The sequence below is a fragment of the Arthrobacter sp. Marseille-P9274 genome, assembly GCF_946892675.1.
Taxonomy (GTDB): domain Bacteria; phylum Actinomycetota; class Actinomycetes; order Actinomycetales; family Micrococcaceae; genus Crystallibacter.
The window spans coordinates 2,127,765-2,142,535 of the sequence record NZ_CAMPOV010000001.1 but is presented as its reverse complement, the minus strand read 5'-3'; the positions used below and the strand labels follow the sequence as shown (position 1 = coordinate 2,142,535).

Sequence of the window (14,771 nt, the reverse complement as noted above, 5' to 3'; positions counted from 1 at the left end):
TCCACCGTAAAGGCAGAAGCGAGCCGCAGTGGGGCGGTCCCGGCGGCGAGTCGCAGACCGTGCGCACGAGAGGAGGAGGGCGGTGCCGTTTCTCCCCAAGCGACCGGCACGAATATCGGCCGCGGCTCCGCTCTTAGTACGGTAGAGGGTATGAGCACCGCGACGCATGAAGCCGGATTTCCGCCGTTGGGCGGGCTGACCCTCGCCCAGAGCACCATGGACCGCGGCTGCGAGCGGCGCAGCGACCCCGGCCTCCTGGACAAGATCGGGGGTGCGGAGAGCACTGCGGTGATGCTCATGTCCGCCGGCAAGACCCTGATTCGGGACGGGAAGATCGTGCTGCTGCCCTCCGCTGAACGTGTGCTGCCCCCGGCCTCGATCTACCTGGGCCGCGCAGAGGAGGGCTCGGAGGTGCCCGCCGGCACGGACATCGTCCTGGAAGCCGTGGCGCCGCAGGACCAGGGAACGTACGACGGCGAGTGGCTGGGGCTCCGCGACGTGGCCACCACGCTTTCGGTCCAGGATGCGGGTCTCTTCGTCGAGGCCGCGGCGGTCTCCAACTGGCACGCCACCCATACGCACTGCCCGCGCTGCGGCGCCCCCACCGAAATCGAGTCCGGCGGGTGGGTTCGGCGGTGCCCCGAGGATGGCAGCGAACACTACCCGCGCACGGACCCGGCGATCATCGTCTCCGTGGTGGACGAGCAGGACCGCCTGCTGCTGGGCCATTCCGCGGCGTGGCCGGCCGGGCGGTATTCGACACTCGCCGGTTTCGTCGAACCGGGCGAATCGCTCGAGGCGGCCGTGATCCGCGAGGTCGAAGAGGAGTCCGGCATCGTCGTCCGCTCCCCGCAGTACCTTGGTTCGCAGCCGTGGCCCTTCCCGTCCTCCCTGATGCTGGGGTTCACGGCGACCGCTACGGGTACGGAAACCCGGCCGGACGGGGTGGAGATCCTGGACGTCCGGTGGTTCACCCGCGTCGAGCTGGCGTCCGCGATCGAGAGCGGCCAGGTCCAGGTGGCCGGCGGCATCTCCATCGCGCGTGCCCTGATCGAGCGCTGGTACGGCGGTCCGCTGCCCGAGCCGAAGGAAGGACGCTGAGCGTGGCGCTGCCGGGCATGGCCGCCGGCCTGGAGGAGAGGATCCTGGGCGGACTCGACGACGAACAGCGCACGGTCGCCTCGACGCTGACCGGCCCGATGTGCGTGCTGGCGGGCGCCGGCACGGGCAAGACCCGGGCCATCACCCACCGCATTGCGTACGGCGTGCACTCGGGCGTGTACAAACCGCAGCAGGTCCTGGCCGTCACTTTCACCGCGCGCGCCGCCGCGGAGATGCGTTCCCGCCTGCGCGACCTCGGTGCGGGCGGTGTCCAGGCCCGCACCTTCCACGCCGCGGCGCTGCGCCAGCTCCAGTACTTCTGGCCGCAGGCGGTCGGAGGACAGCTGCCGGCGCTGCTGGACCACAAGGCCCAGGTCATTGCCGAGGCTACACGCCGGCTCCGGCTGTCCGCCGACCGGGCCGCCATACGCGACCTCGCCTCGGAAATCGAGTGGGCCAAGGTGTCCATGCTGACGCCGGACGGCTACGTGCGCGCGGCGGCCGGTCGGGTGGAACCCGCCGGATTCGACCTGACGACCGTCGCCCGGCTCTTCCAGGCCTACGAGGACGTCAAGACGGACCGCAACATCATCGACTTCGAGGATGTGCTGCTGATCACCGTCGGCATCCTGCAGGAGGATGCGCGGATAGCCGCCGAGGTCCGCAATCAGTACCGCCATTTCGTGGTCGACGAGTACCAGGACGTGTCGCCGCTGCAGCAGCGGATGCTGGACCTCTGGCTCGGAGAGCGCCAGGAACTGTGCGTCGTCGGGGACGCGAGCCAGACCATTTACTCCTTCACCGGCGCCACCTCCCGCCATCTGCTCGAGTTCACGCGGAAGTTCCCGTCCGCCCAGGTGGTCAAGCTAGTGCGGGACTACCGGTCGACGCCGCAGGTGGTGCATCTTGCCAACTCGCTGCTGACCGAACGCACCAGGCATCCGCGCCGGGGCGGCAACGACCCTTGGCCGGAGCCGCTGGAGCTCATTGCGCAGCGTGCCGCCGGACCGGAACCGTCCTTCAACGAGTGTCCCGACGACGAGGCGGAGGCGGCGCAGGTCGCCGCGCGGATCAAGACCCTGCTGGCGGACGGCATGCCGGCCAGCGAGATCGCCGTGCTGTACCGGACCAACGGCCAGTCCGAAGCCTACGAGCAGGCCCTGGCCGGCGCAGGCATCGGTTACCAGCTGCGCGGAGCCGAGCGGTTCTTCGCCCGCCGCGAGGTCCGCGACGCGATGCTCCAGCTGCGGGCGAGCGCCCGGGCAGCCGGCACGGACCCGGTGCCCCAGCTGGTCCGTGACGTGCTTGGCAACCTCGGCTACACCGACGAGGCGCCCCAGTCCGGGGGTGCGGTGCGTGAGCGCTGGGAATCCTTGGCCGCGCTGGTCGCGCTCGCGGACGAACTCAACGCCGCTCGCGGCGAGGCCGCGGGCGGGGTCTTCACCCTGCACGACCTGGTAATGGAGCTGGAGGAACGCGCCGCGTCCCAGCATGCGCCGACCGTCCAGGGCGTCACCCTGGCGTCCCTGCACTCGGCCAAGGGGCTGGAATGGGAGGCGGTCTTCCTGGTCGGCCTGAGCGAAGGGCTGATGCCGATCTCCTTTGCCGACACTGAGGACGGTGTGGACGAGGAACGCCGGCTGCTCTACGTCGGCATTACCCGCGCACGCCAGCATCTGGCACTGTCCTGGTCGCTGGCCCGGACGCCGGGAGGCCGGGCGCATCGCCGGCCCTCGCGCTTCCTGGACGGCCTCCGCCCGCGGTCGTCGTCGTCCGCTCCTGCACGGCCGGTCACCGGCGCCACCCGGAAGAAGCGGGCTGCCCCCGCGAAGTGCCGGGTGTGCGGTACCCTGCTGGCCAGCGGAGCCGAGCGCAAGGTCGGGCGGTGCGACAACTGCCCGCCCACGTACGAGGAAGCGACGTTCGAGGCGCTGCGGGAGTGGCGCAAGGACGTGGCCCAGGAAACGGCCATGCCGGCCTTCGTGATCTTTACCGACGCCACCCTGACCGCCATCGCGGAGGCACGCCCCCAGTCCTTGCAGGAGCTCTCACGCCTGGCCGGCGTGGGCCGGACCAAGCTGGAGCGCTACGGCGAAGACGTGCTGCGCATCCTGGCGGGGAACTAGGACGCCTGCCGCGACGGACGGAGGTCTGGCTGCAGCTGGCAGACACAGCCGTCGTGGGGGCTGTACTCGTGCCTGCCGACCGTTCCGTCCCCGCTGCGCAGCTGCAGGACGGCGGACCACGCGGCCGGCCGGTTCCTGCCGTCGAGGAAGAGCAGGGCCTGGAGTGCAGCCAGCCCTGCCGCCGCCACGGACTGCGCGGCTTCGTCCACGGACGGCAGGTCGGCGGCCGCCTCTTGGCGCAGGAGCACCGAGATCTCGTTCCAGTCGGGGTCCTGCGCGGCCTGGTGCCGGTCCACGCAGTCCAGGCAGGCGGTTTCGCCCGGGACCACCAGCGGTCCCACCAGGGCATCGCATTCGCGGAGCAGGACCGGCAGGTGCGGATTGCCGCACTCCGCCAAGGCCCGCGCCGCTTCGGGTGATGGCACGTCCCGGTCGGTATAGACCACCAGATCCAGGAAGCGCGGCCTGCTCGCGGCCGTTCCAGGGGCGGTCGTATTCGGCATGATGTGCGTCGATGCCGTCGGATCGATGTGCGCGATCATTTTCCGGGCCGCTTGGGCCCGGTTCAGTCCAACGTCCCCCAGGCGGTAGGCGCCCGATCCGACGTCGGCCGGGCCCACGGTGGCACCGTCCTCGAGCAGCAGCGTGCCCACTCCCGCCGCCGCCAGCGCGCAGGCGATTGCGCCTCCCGTGCGTCCCAAGCCGATCAGGTGCACCGCGGCGTCGGCCCGGCGCCGGAGCAGCTCGCCCGAGTCGCACCCGTAGACGGCGGACCAATGGGCCACATCGGGAGCAAGCCGGTCCGCGCGCAGGCCGGCGGGTCCGGGTGCAGCCGAATCCACCAGCACAGGCTCCAGCGCGGCCAGCAGACCACGGCAGCGTTCCGGACTGATGCCGCAGCGGCCTGCCGCCGCCGCAAGCTCGCCCTCCAGCAGGCCGCGGCGCAGCAACTGCAGGAACCGGCGGTCCCCGTCGTCCGTGCCGCTGAGCACCATGCCGCGGGACCCGTAGCCGATCTGGACGGTGTCTGCACGTTCGACCATGCGCAGGCCCGGATTGATCCTGTAGGCCGCCATCAGTTCCTCCTGCCGGATTGGGATTCCCATGCTGGCACGCCCAGCCCGGGGCGCGCCGGAGTTATCCACAGCCGGCGGCCCGGGAGGACAAGGATGGTGCAGCGGGGGATCGGAGCACGATAACGTCAATGGCATGCAGAACTCAGACAGCGGTCCGTCCCTCCCGGCGGCAGGCCGGGCCGGGACGGAGTGGACCACCGCGGACGGCAAGCCGGTGCGGATCAAGCGCTCGCACCGTCGTCGGCGGACGGTGTCGGCTACCTGGAGCGGCGACACCATGGTCGTCTCGCTGCCGGGCCATTTCACGGCCCGCGAGGAACGCGAATGGGTGCCGCGGATGATCTCGAAGCTGGAAGCGCGCCAGAGCGCCGGCCAGAAGCGGCTCGCGGCCGGTGACGGGGAACTGATGGCGCGGGCCGTGGCCCTCTCGGAGCGGTACATCGACGGCGCACCTAAGCCGAGCAGCATCCGCTGGGTCTCCAACCAGAACGGGCGGTGGGGCTCGGCGACGCCGGCGAGCAGGACCATCCGCATCTCGGACAAACTGGCCGACATGCCGGTGTGGGTGGTGGACTACGTCATCCTGCACGAAGTGGCCCACCTGATCGAGGCGGACCACAGCGCCGCCTTCTGGCGGCTGCTGCGGTCCTACCCGGATCTGGACCGGGCCAAGGGATTCCTGCACGGCGTCGACTTCGCCACGGCCAAGGGCCTCAGGAACAACGGCGGTGCCGAGGGCGGATCGGCGGACGCGGACTAAGCGTCGGGCGCTTTGGGGTCCTTGCCCGGGGCGCCCGGTTCGCCGTCGTCGTCGGATTCGCTGCCGCTCCCGGAATCTTTCCCGGCCTGCGGTTCATCGAAGCCGCCCGAGAGCAGCTTCTGGAGCGCCTCGTCCACCTCGGCGTCCGAGGCATCGAGCAGCTGGCGCCGCGAGCTGAAGCCGGCGGGATCGTCCAGGTCCTCGGCCGTCGGCAGCAGGTCGGGGTGGTGCCAGATGGCGTCCCGCCCGGCGAGTCCCCGCTCTTCCTTCAGCGCGGCCCACAGCGCGGCGGCATCACGCAGACGGCGTGGCCGGAGCTCCAGACCGACCAGTGCGGCGAAGGCATGTTCCGAGGGCCCGCCGGTGGCCCGGCGGCGGCGGACCATCTCGCGCAGGGCGCCCGCGGACGGCAGGTTGGCGGTGGCCGCTGCGCTGAGTTCGTCCACCCACCCCTCCACCAAGGCGAGCGTGGTTTCCAGCTTGAGCAGCGCCGCTTCCTGCTCGGGCGTACGCTGCGGCATGAACACACCCTGCGAGAACGCGTTCTGCATGCTTTCGGGATTCGTGGGGTCGATTTCCCGGGCCACTTCCTCGATCCGGGACATGTCGATATGGATACCGCGCGCGTAGCTCTCGATCGCGCCCAGCAGATGCCCGGCGAGCCACGGCACATGCATAAAGAGGCGGGCGTGGGCGGCTTCGCGGACGGCCAGGAAGAGCCGGATTTCCGACTCGGGGATGTCCAGCCCCTCGCCGAAGGCCTTCATGTTGGTCGGCAGCAGCGCCATTTTCCCCTCGGCCAGCGGCAGGCCGATGTCGGTGGAGCTGACCACATCCTTGGCCAGCGCCCCCACGGCCTGGCCCAGCTGCATGCCGAAGAGTGCGCCGCCCATGTTCTGCAGCATCGACCGGGCCCCGCCCAGCATTTCCTTCATCTCCTCGGGAACCTGCTCGGTCATGGCGGAGGTCAGCGCAAACGCGATGCTGTTGGCCACCGGCTCGGTCAGGCGCTTCCAAGTGTCAAGCGTGGCTTCGACCCATTCGGCCCGGGACCAGGCCTGGCCGATGAGGCCGGTTCCCTCGAAATCGGTGACCGGGTCGAGCCACAGCTCCGCAAGCCGCAGCGCCTCGTCCACCTCACGGGACTGGTTCGTGCCGATAGAGGGATCATTGTCGGAAGCGGCAACCTGGCGGGCGCTCTCGTGCGCCAGCTTCCAGTTGACGGGCCCGTCGCCGCCTGCGCTCATCATCGCCTGGACCTGCTGGAACATCTGCGCGAGCATGTTCGGGTCCGAGGGCAGGCCGGCAGCCTTGGCCATCTCCGCCGGATCCATGCCTTCTGCGCCGCCGCCAAAGAACTTGGCAAACATCTCGGAGAGCGGATCCTGGGGATCGTCGCCATTGTTGGCTGGATTGGACGTCATCACTACCACCGGTCCTTGTGGGGGTCGCCGCGGATACAGGGCCTGCGCAGCAGTTTGGGCCACGGGCGCTCCTTACTGCTGCTGCTTCCACGTTACCGGTAGCTTTCCCGGCCTGTCGCGCGGCGTCACGCCGGTTCGCTGAGGGCAAATCCGCCACGCGGCCGGCATTGGGGGACCCCCCGCGGCCACTGGTCGCGCACGGCGGGATGAGCGGCCGAATCCGCCGAGCGCGTAGGCTTTGGGCAGGACATTCTCCACCGACGTGCCCGCTTCCGGAAGGACAACCATTGACTGATCCGACGCAGACGGCGACCGGCGGCCAGCGGCCGCCGGCGGCGCCGAACCCGCCGAAGAACCGGCGCCGGCCGGTCATGATGGCCGCGGGGATAGTCGGAGCCGGCTTGGGACTTGCCGGATTGTTGCTGCCGGCACCCTACGTCATCGAGACGCCCGGACCGTCCTTCAACACCGTCGGCGCCGTGGACAGCCGGACGCTGATCGAAATACCGGGGGAGAAGACCTACCCCACCTCCGGCAACCTGGACCTGACCACCGTCTACATGAGCGGCGGGCCGCGGAATCCTGTCCGCCTGTTCGAGGTCGCGGCGGCGTGGCTCGATCCGCGGCAGACCGTCGCCCCTGAGGAACTCGTCTATCCTCCGGGAGTGACCGGGGAAGAAATCCAGAACCAGAACGCCGCTGCCATGACGTCCTCCCAGGAAACCTCGGTCGCCGCAGCGATGACGCACCTGGGCGTGGAGTTCGACCAGCGGATGACCGTCGTCGGCTTCGCCGACAATGCGGCAGCCGAAGGCCTGCTGGAGATGGACGATGTCGTCGGGACCGTCAATGGCAAGCCGGTCACGGGGATCGAGGTGCTGCGGGCGGAGCTCAACGCCGGGGCCGGCAAGCCGGTTGAACTGGGTGTGGTTCGGGACGGGAAGAGCCTGGACGTGGAAATCGCTCCTAAAGCGAACGACGACGGCGAATTCCAGCTCGGCGTCCTGCTGGGCACGGACTTCGATTTCCCCTACGAAGTCAAGATCCAGCTCGACAACGTCGGCGGCCCGAGTGCCGGCCTCATGTTCGCCTTGGGCATCGTCGACAAGCTGACCCCGGGGGAAATGACGGGCGGCAAGCACTTCGCCGGAACCGGGACCATCGACGCCGAGGGGAAGGTCGGCCCGATCGGCGGCATTGTCCAGAAGATGGACGGCGCAAGGGACCAGGGCGCCACCGTCTTCCTGGCGCCGGCCGGCAACTGCGGCGAAGCCGCGGGACACGTGCCGGACGGCATGCAGGTGGTCAAGGTCGAAGACCTGGACGGTGCGGTCAAGGCCGTCGAACAGATCGGGGGCGGCAGCACGGCCGGATTGCCGTCCTGCGGCTGAAAGTCACAATCGGGTGTCGGATTCCGTCACTCCCTTGGCTCGGCTTCGCGTCGGTCAGTGCCGCAAGGCAGAATGGGAGGCAGCGGAACCTCTTGGCCTGCGTAATCGTGGAATAACCGGAGGGTTTTTTGTGCCCCGGCACCCCGCGATGCTCGATGCACGCAGACAATGAGGTAGAGAGTGACTTTCGGATCAGACCGGCCCTTCGATGACCGGCCAACAGCACCAAGTCCGCTGAAGAAGAAGCGTTCGCCCCTGGTACCCACCCTGATTGTGGTGGCAGTCCTCGTGATCGCTTTCGTGTTCTTTTCACAGGTCTACGCGGACATCCTGTGGTACGACCAGCTGGGTTATCTTGAAGTCTTCCTTAAGGAGAACGGTACCCGGATCGCGATCTTCGTCGTGGCGTTCCTCATCATGGCGGCGTCGGTCTACCTGAGCCTACGCCTGGCCTACCGTTCCCGTCCGGTGTACGCGCCGGACAACGCCATGCAGGACAACCTCAACCGGTACCAGGAACAGCTCGAACCGGTGCGCAAGCTGCTGATGATCGGCATCCCGATCGTGCTCGGCGGTTTTGCCGGCACCGCCGCGGCGTCCGCCTGGCAGACGGTCCTTCTGTTCTTCAACCAGGTGCCGTTCGGCCAGCAGGACCCCCAGTTCGGCCTGGACTACAGCTTCTACCTGAACACCCTGCCGTTCCTCGGCTTCATTACGGGCTTCCTGGTCAGCGTCGTGCTGATCGCCGGCATCGCCGGGCTGCTCACCCATTACCTCTATGGCGGAATCCGGCTGGAGGAAAAGGGCTTCTTTGCCTCCAACGCCGCGCGCATCCACGTCGCTGTTTTTGCGGCGCTGTTCCTGGTCCTCCAGGGCATCAACTACTGGCTGGACCGCTACAGCACCGTGCAGTCTGACTCGGGCAGCTGGACCGGCGCCCTTTACACTGACGTGCACGCGATCATTCCGACCAAGGCGATCCTGGCCGTTGCCGCGATCATCGTCGCCATCCTGTTCGTCGTTGCCGCGGTGATGAACCGCTGGCGGCTTCCGCTGGTAGGCACGGCCATGCTCGTTGTGACGGCCATCCTTGCGGGCGGCGTCTACCCCTGGGTGGTCCAGCGTTTCCAAGTCACGCCGAATGAGCGGAACCTCGAAGCCGAATACATTGAACGCAACATCGGCCTGACCCGCCTGGCCTACGGCCTCGAGGACACGGAGGTCACCTCCTACGATGCCACCGTTAACGCGGAGGCAGGTGCCCTGCGCCAGGACGCCGAAACGACGGCGAACATCCGCCTGCTGGACCCGAACCTGGTGTCCAACGCGTTCGCGCAGCTCGAGCAGTTCCGCCAGTACTACCAGTTCTCCGAGACGCTCAACGTGGACCGCTACAACATCGACGGCAAGGTGCAGGACACGGTCATCGCGGTTCGTGAACTGAACACCGGCGGCATTCCGTCCGGCTGGGTCAACGAGCATGTCCTCTACACACACGGCTACGGTGTCGTCGCCGCTGCGGGTTCCCAGGTCCAGGCGGACGGCAAGCCGTCGTTCCTGCTGAGCGGGATTCCCTCGAACGGTGTGCTGGGGGACGACTCGACCTACGAGCCGCGCATCTACTTCGGCGAGTCCTCGCCGGACTACTCGGTCGTGGGTGCCCCCGAGGGCGCGTCCCCCGTCGAAATCGACCGCCCGCAGAGCGCCGGAGCGGACACCGAATCGCGCAACACGTTCACCGGCGAGGGCGGGCCGAGAATCGGCAACTGGTTCAACCGGCTCGTCTATGCGCTGAAGTTCCAGTCGACCGACCTGATGCTCTCGGACACGGTCAACTCGGAGTCGCAGATCCTCTACGACCGCAATCCCCGCGAGCGTATCGAAAAGGTCGCGCCGTACCTGACGGTGGACGGCAACCCCTACCCTGCAATTGTGGACGGCCGGGTCAAGTGGATCGTGGATGCCTATACCACCAGCGAACACTTCCCGTACTCGACCCCGCAACAGCTGGAACGGGCCACGCAGGACACCCAGACCGCCGAGGGCCGTGCCGTCGCGCTGCCGCCGGAGGACATCAACTACATCCGGAACGCCGTCAAGGCCACTGTGGATGCTTACGACGGCTCGGTGGATCTCTACGCCTGGGATGACCAGGATCCGCTGCTTCAGGCCTGGCAGAAGGTCTTCCCGACCACGCTGAAGCCGTTCCAGGAGATGTCCGCCGAGCTGATGGCGCACGTGCGCTATCCGGAGGACCTGTTCAAGGTGCAGCGCGAACTGCTCGCCCGCTACCACGTGACGGACGTCGGCCGCTTCTACGAGAACAGTGACGCCTGGAGCGTTCCGACCGATCCCACGCTGGGCGCCAATACGGACGTTAAACAGCCCGCCTATTACCTTTCGCTCAAGATGCCGGGCCAGGACACGGCGGCGTTCTCCCTCACGACCCCGTTCATTCCGTTCGTGGCGCCGGGCGGAGAGCCGCGCAACGTGCTCTACGGCTTCCTGTCCGCGGAGGCCGACGCGGGTACCGGCAAGGACGGTGTGAAATCGGAAGACTACGGCAAGCTCAGGCTGCTTGAATTGCCGCGCGAGATCACCGTCCCGGGCCCGGGGCAGGCCCAGAACCTGTTCAACTCGGACACAACGGTCTCGCAGGCGCTGAACCTGCTGCGGCAGGGAGCCTCGGAGGTCATCAACGGCAACCTGCTGACTCTGCCCGTCGGCGGCGGCATCCTGTACGTGCAGCCGGTCTACGTGCAGTCCTCCGGAGCCTCTTCCTACCCGACCCTGCGCCGGGTGCTGGTCAGCTTCGGCGAGGAAGTCGGGTTTGCCCCGACCCTGTCCGAAGCCCTCGACCAGGTCTTCCAGGGCGATTCCGGCGCGACCACGGGGGACCAGGGGAATGTGGGGGAGACCCCGCCTGACGCCGGCGGCCCTCCCGCCGAGGTGGACAACCAGAAGGCGCTGCAGGATGCGCTCCAGGCCGCTTCGGCCGCCATCCAGGAAGGCGAGGCGGCATTGGCCGACGGCGACTTCGCGGCCTACGGCAAGGCGCAGGAGAAGCTGCAGGCGGCCCTGCGCCAAGCCATCGAAGCCGAAGCCGAGATCACCGGCGAGACCCCGCCCGCCGAAGGCCAGGCAACCCCGGCTCCGACGGAAACGCCGGCGCCGTAGCGGCCCGATTTGCCCAGCCACCCCGCGGCCTGTAATGTGTTTAGAGCGCCGCGGGGTGGAGCAGTTCGGTAGCTCGCTGGGCTCATAACCCAGAGGTCAGAGGTTCAAATCCTCTCCCCGCAACGATTGAAGGTCCCGACCGGAGGAATCCGGCCGGGACCTTCCTGCATTTGTCGCACAATATCCCCCGGCCCGCGCTAGTGTCGGCTCATGGGCACTGATTCCCGCGACGAGCTCGAGGAACCTCCGAGCGGACGCAACGAAACACCGGCGGAGAAGCTGGACCGGAACTGGTACGAACTCCTGCAGGAAGTACGTGTGATGCAGACGGGCATCCAAATCCTGGCGGGATTCCTGCTCACACTGCCCTTCCAGCAGAAGTTTGCCGAGCTGGACAGTGTGCAGATCACCGTCTACCTCGGCCTGGTCTTCGTCTCGGCGAGCATCACGGCGCTGCTGTTGACGGCAGTGAACATGCATCGGGTCTTTTTCCGGCGGCACATCCGAGTGGCTCTGGTGGACAACAGCGACCGGATCATCCGCGGAGCCATGCTGTTCGCGGGACTCATCCTGATCGGTACCACGTGGCTCATCTTTGACATGGTGCTGGGCCGGACAGCTGCCACCATCACAGGTGCCGTGCTGGTCCTGCTGCTGGTGCTGATGTGGGTGATCCTGCCGCTGGCCATCCGGCGCAAATATGCGGACCATTCCGGCCCCGCGACGGAGCAACCGGCCAGGGGGGTGAGGACCGCCGGCGATGAAGACGGCGAAGCGGGGCGGCAGATCGGTTGATCCGCCGCCCCGCCCCTGGCGCTGTGGTTACTGCCCCGACTCGAGAGAAGCCGGCGCCGAGCCGGACTTCAGCGCGGCCAGGCGCGCTTCGATTTCGGTCTGTTCGCCCAGATCCTCCAGGCTTTCGAACTGGGCATCGAGGCTGGACGCCGCGAGTTCGTTGGCGCCGCGGACGCGGGCCTCTTCCCTGCGGACCTTTTCCTCGAAGCGGCTGACCTCGCTCGTCGGGTCCATGATGTCGATGCTCTTGAGCGCGTCGTGGACCTGCGTCTGGGCGGCCGCGGTGCGCGAGCGGGCAACCAGCTCATTGCGCTTGTTCTGCAGCTCGGTCAGCTTGCCCTTCATCTGGTTGAGGCCCGTCTTGAGCTTCTCGACGACCTCGGTCTGCGACGCAATGGTCGGTTCGACGCCCCGCGCTTCGTTCTCGGAGGCAATCTGCCGCTGGATCGCGACCTTGGCGAGGCTGTCGAACTTCTCGGCATCGACGGTGTCGCCGGAAGCCCGGTACTCGTCTGCCTTCCGGCTGGCGGCCAACGCCTTGTTGCCCCAGCTGCGGGCGTTCTCCATGTCCTCGTTGTGGTCGTCCTGGAGCATCCGCAGGTTGCCGATGGTCTGGGCGACGGCGCTTTCGGCCTCGGCGATGTTGTTCGAGTAGTCCCGGACCATCTGGTCCAGCATTTTCTGCGGATCCTCGGCCTGGTCGATCAGGGCATTGATGTTGGCTTTGGCCAGCTGGGAGATACGGCCGAAAATTGATTGCTTTACCACAGGGATTACCTTTCGATCTGCTATCTGGTTTCCGTGACAGCCGTCAGGCTGGTCGAGTCCATCTCTTGTTAGAAGTTGCCGCCGGCACCTCCGCCGTCGCCGAATCCGCCACCTCCGAACCCTCCGCCGAAGCCGCCGAAGCCGCCGCCCCCGAAGACGTCGCCGCCGCCGCCCCCGCCGCCATGGTGGCCGCCGTGGAGGATGGAGTCGATCAGGATGCCGCCGAGGATGGCGCCGCCCAAGCCGCCGCCGCGACCGCCGAACATGCCTCCTCCGCCGAAACCGCCCATGCCGCCGAAGCCGTCGACATCCTGTTGTGCCATTTGGCTGGCTTGCTGCGCCAGGGCGCTGGCCTGCTGCGCGTAGTTGAGGGCCTGCTCCGGATCCGAGTCGGCGATCTGAATGGCGTAATCGAGATTCCGTTCGGCCTCCGCGAGGCGGGTCCGGGCTTCGCTGCCGACGCCGCCGCGCCGGGCTCGAATGTAGTCCGAGGTGCCGGAGACCTGGGCCTGCGCGGACATGATGGCGTGCTGGAGGGCATCCCTCGCGCGACGTGCCCGATCCTGCGCGTCCCGTACGCCGGTGAGCGCCTGGTCCAGCTCGGAGTTGGCCGCTTCGAGCCGCTGGACCAGGGCAATCGGATCGTTCCGGCCGCCCGCGATTTCGCGCTTCACCGTGTCCAGGGCCGTCTCCACCTGTGCGGCGGGCCCGGCCAGTTCCGGATGCTGCCCGTTGCCGATCAGCGCCCGGGCCTGGGCGAGGTCCTGGGCCGTGTCGGCCACGGTGCGTTCCAGCGTGTCCCTGGCCGCATCGAGGTCCCTGGCGGTCTTGTCGATCGCATCCAGCAGCACATTGGCTTGGTGGACGCTTTCCTCGGCGGCCCTAACGGCAACGACGGCGGCGCTCCGGTCCCCCGCGCTAAGCTTCTCCTCCGCAGTGGTTCCAGCGTTCGCGACGAAGTCGAGGCGTTCCTGTGCCTGGTCGATATTGTCGGCGATCTGCTGGAGGGCGGAGTCCGCGTAGCGCGAGCGCAGCTGGTCCAGGGTGCCCCGGCCCGCCTGCAGCCTTCCCCGCGATGCCTCCGCGGAACTGCGCGCTTCGGCCAGCGCGCCAGGCGCATTCTTCTCCAGCTCGCGCAGTGCGTCGAAGTCCTCCTTGTGCTCCTGGAGGGACGCGCTGACGGCCTCGCACCGTCGGATGATGTCCCCGAGCCAGGCCCGCTGCTGCTGCTCGGTGTCCGGAATATGGTCGTCCAGCTGCTGCTGGAGTTTGAAGGACTCCATCATGTGGGCCTTGGCCGCGGCGAGGTCATCGGAGAACGGCTTGACGGCGTCCTCGCCGTACTGGGCCATGGCAAAGCCCAGCTCCTGCTCGCTCGACTTGATGGCATCATCCGAGGCAATGAGGAGGCTGCCGGCCTTCTTCCTCAGGTCCTCGACGCTCATGGCCTGCTGCGGGTCCAGCGGATGGCCGTCCGGGCCGACCTGGATTTGCTGGTGCCGCTGTCCGGGGCCCCGGCGGCGCTTGTTCTTGACGAAGAGATAGGTGCCCACGCCTCCGGCAGCCACGACCCCGCCGAGCAGCAGCATGGGGGCCAGCGAGCCTCCGGAAGACGAGGAACTGACGTCCCCGCTGCCGCCGGAAGCGACATCCGAGACTGCCTGGGCGGCAAGTACGCCCGCCTCCGCCCAGTCACCGCGGGACAGGGAGGGGCTGATGGACTGGAAGATCTGCTGGTCGTGCGGCCGAATTGCGCTGCCTTCGGCTGACTGGAACCAGGCCTTTTGGGAGTCGACGGCGACGGCGAGCATGCTGTCCGAGCTGCCCAGGTCCTTCTTAGTCGCAGTCGCTACGAGCCAGTCGTGCGGATCGGTGGGGTCCTCGAAGGTGTCCACGTAGACCACGAAGAGTCCGAGACCGTGTTCCTGCCGCAGTTCCGCGATGGCGTTTTCGACCTCGGCCTTGTCCGCACCGAGGACGTTCGCCTGGTCCACCACGAACTCGCCGGGCGGAATGTCCACCGGGGGCTCGGCCATGGCTGCGGCGGGGGACATGAGCACTATGGACAGGCCGAATGCGGCCCCTAACCGCGCGAGCAATGATCGCATCGAGAACCCTTCAGCACCTGGTGGTGCACTCATGGACGGCGGCCT

10 protein-coding genes and 1 tRNA gene are annotated in these 14,771 nt (G+C 67.9%); 7 read left to right on the top strand and 4 right to left on the bottom strand.

Translation table 11 applies throughout. The features are described from left to right. The first annotated feature begins 150 nt into the window (after positions 1-150). Complete coding sequence (gene nudC / locus OC550_RS09750; protein ID WP_262105553.1) at positions 151-1,101, top strand: NAD(+) diphosphatase; 951 nt, start codon at positions 151-153, stop codon at positions 1,099-1,101. A gap of 17 nt (positions 1,102-1,118) precedes the next feature. Continuing rightward, positions 1,119-3,227 carry an ATP-dependent DNA helicase UvrD2 gene (locus tag OC550_RS09745; protein ID WP_262106306.1) on the top strand — a complete coding sequence of 703 codons (2,109 nt, stop codon included), beginning with the start codon at positions 1,119-1,121 and terminating at the stop codon, positions 3,225-3,227. Here OC550_RS09745 and OC550_RS09740 read toward each other — a convergent pair. Next, complete coding sequence (locus OC550_RS09740) at positions 3,224-4,333, bottom strand: TOMM precursor leader peptide-binding protein (protein WP_262105551.1); 1,110 nt, start codon at positions 4,331-4,333, stop codon at positions 3,224-3,226. The two genes, OC550_RS09745 and OC550_RS09740, sit on opposite strands and share 4 nt — an antisense overlap. A gap of 103 nt (positions 4,334-4,436) precedes the next feature. Between OC550_RS09740 and OC550_RS09735 the strand changes: the two genes are divergently transcribed. Continuing rightward, positions 4,437-5,063, top strand: coding sequence for a M48 family metallopeptidase (locus OC550_RS09735; protein ID WP_262105550.1), 627 nt, complete (start codon positions 4,437-4,439; stop codon positions 5,061-5,063). Here the strand turns inward: OC550_RS09735 and OC550_RS09730 are convergent. Next, positions 5,060-6,487, bottom strand: coding sequence for a zinc-dependent metalloprotease (locus OC550_RS09730; protein ID WP_262105548.1), 1,428 nt, complete (start codon positions 6,485-6,487; stop codon positions 5,060-5,062). The genes OC550_RS09735 and OC550_RS09730 overlap by 4 nt on opposite strands. A 287-nt stretch (positions 6,488-6,774) precedes the next feature. Here OC550_RS09730 and OC550_RS09725 point away from each other — a divergent pair, with 287 nt between their 5' ends. The 4 genes from OC550_RS09725 to OC550_RS09710 all read left to right on the top strand — a co-directional run bounded on the left by OC550_RS09725 (position 6,775) and on the right by OC550_RS09710 (position 11,850). Then, positions 6,775-7,878, top strand: a complete 1,104-nt coding sequence (locus tag OC550_RS09725; RefSeq protein WP_262105546.1) for a PDZ domain-containing protein — start codon at positions 6,775-6,777, stop codon at positions 7,876-7,878. Between the two features lie 234 nt (positions 7,879-8,112). Next, entirely contained in the window at positions 8,113-11,055 is a 2,943-nt protein-coding gene (locus tag OC550_RS09720; protein ID WP_262106305.1) for a UPF0182 family protein, read from the top strand. Positions 11,056-11,104: 49 nt separating this feature from the next. Then, positions 11,105-11,178, top strand: a tRNA-Met gene (locus OC550_RS09715). 87 nt (positions 11,179-11,265) lie between these two features. Further along, positions 11,266-11,850, top strand: coding sequence for a DUF6328 family protein (locus OC550_RS09710; RefSeq protein WP_262105544.1), 585 nt, complete (start codon positions 11,266-11,268; stop codon positions 11,848-11,850). 27 nt (positions 11,851-11,877) lie between these two features. Here the strand turns inward: OC550_RS09710 and OC550_RS09705 are convergent, their stop codons facing one another. Next, entirely contained in the window at positions 11,878-12,618 is a 741-nt protein-coding gene (locus OC550_RS09705) for a PspA/IM30 family protein (protein ID WP_262105543.1), read from the bottom strand. Positions 12,619-12,686: 68 nt separating this feature from the next. After that, the gene (locus tag OC550_RS09700; protein ID WP_262105541.1) at positions 12,687-14,726 is read right to left on the bottom strand and encodes a TPM domain-containing protein; all 2,040 of its coding nucleotides are present in this window, start codon (positions 14,724-14,726) and stop codon (positions 12,687-12,689) included. Between the last annotated feature and the right edge of the window lie 45 nt (positions 14,727-14,771).

What these genes read in the sequence shown, in the direction of transcription:
- nudC (WP_262105553.1), top strand. Translation starts at nt 151, where the DNA reads ATGAGCACCGCGACGCATGAAGCCGGATTTCCGCCGTTGGGCGGGCTG.
- OC550_RS09745 (WP_262106306.1), top strand. Translation starts at nt 1,119, where the DNA reads ATGGCCGCCGGCCTGGAGGAGAGGATCCTGGGCGGACTCGACGACGAA.
- OC550_RS09740 (WP_262105551.1), bottom strand. Translation starts at nt 4,333, where the DNA reads ATGGGAATCCCAATCCGGCAGGAGGAACTGATGGCGGCCTACAGGATC.
- OC550_RS09735 (WP_262105550.1), top strand. Translation starts at nt 4,437, where the DNA reads ATGCAGAACTCAGACAGCGGTCCGTCCCTCCCGGCGGCAGGCCGGGCC.
- OC550_RS09730 (WP_262105548.1), bottom strand. Translation starts at nt 6,487, where the DNA reads ATGACGTCCAATCCAGCCAACAATGGCGACGATCCCCAGGATCCGCTC.
- OC550_RS09710 (WP_262105544.1), top strand. Translation starts at nt 11,266, where the DNA reads ATGGGCACTGATTCCCGCGACGAGCTCGAGGAACCTCCGAGCGGACGC.
- OC550_RS09700 (WP_262105541.1), bottom strand. Translation starts at nt 14,726, where the DNA reads ATGCGATCATTGCTCGCGCGGTTAGGGGCCGCATTCGGCCTGTCCATA.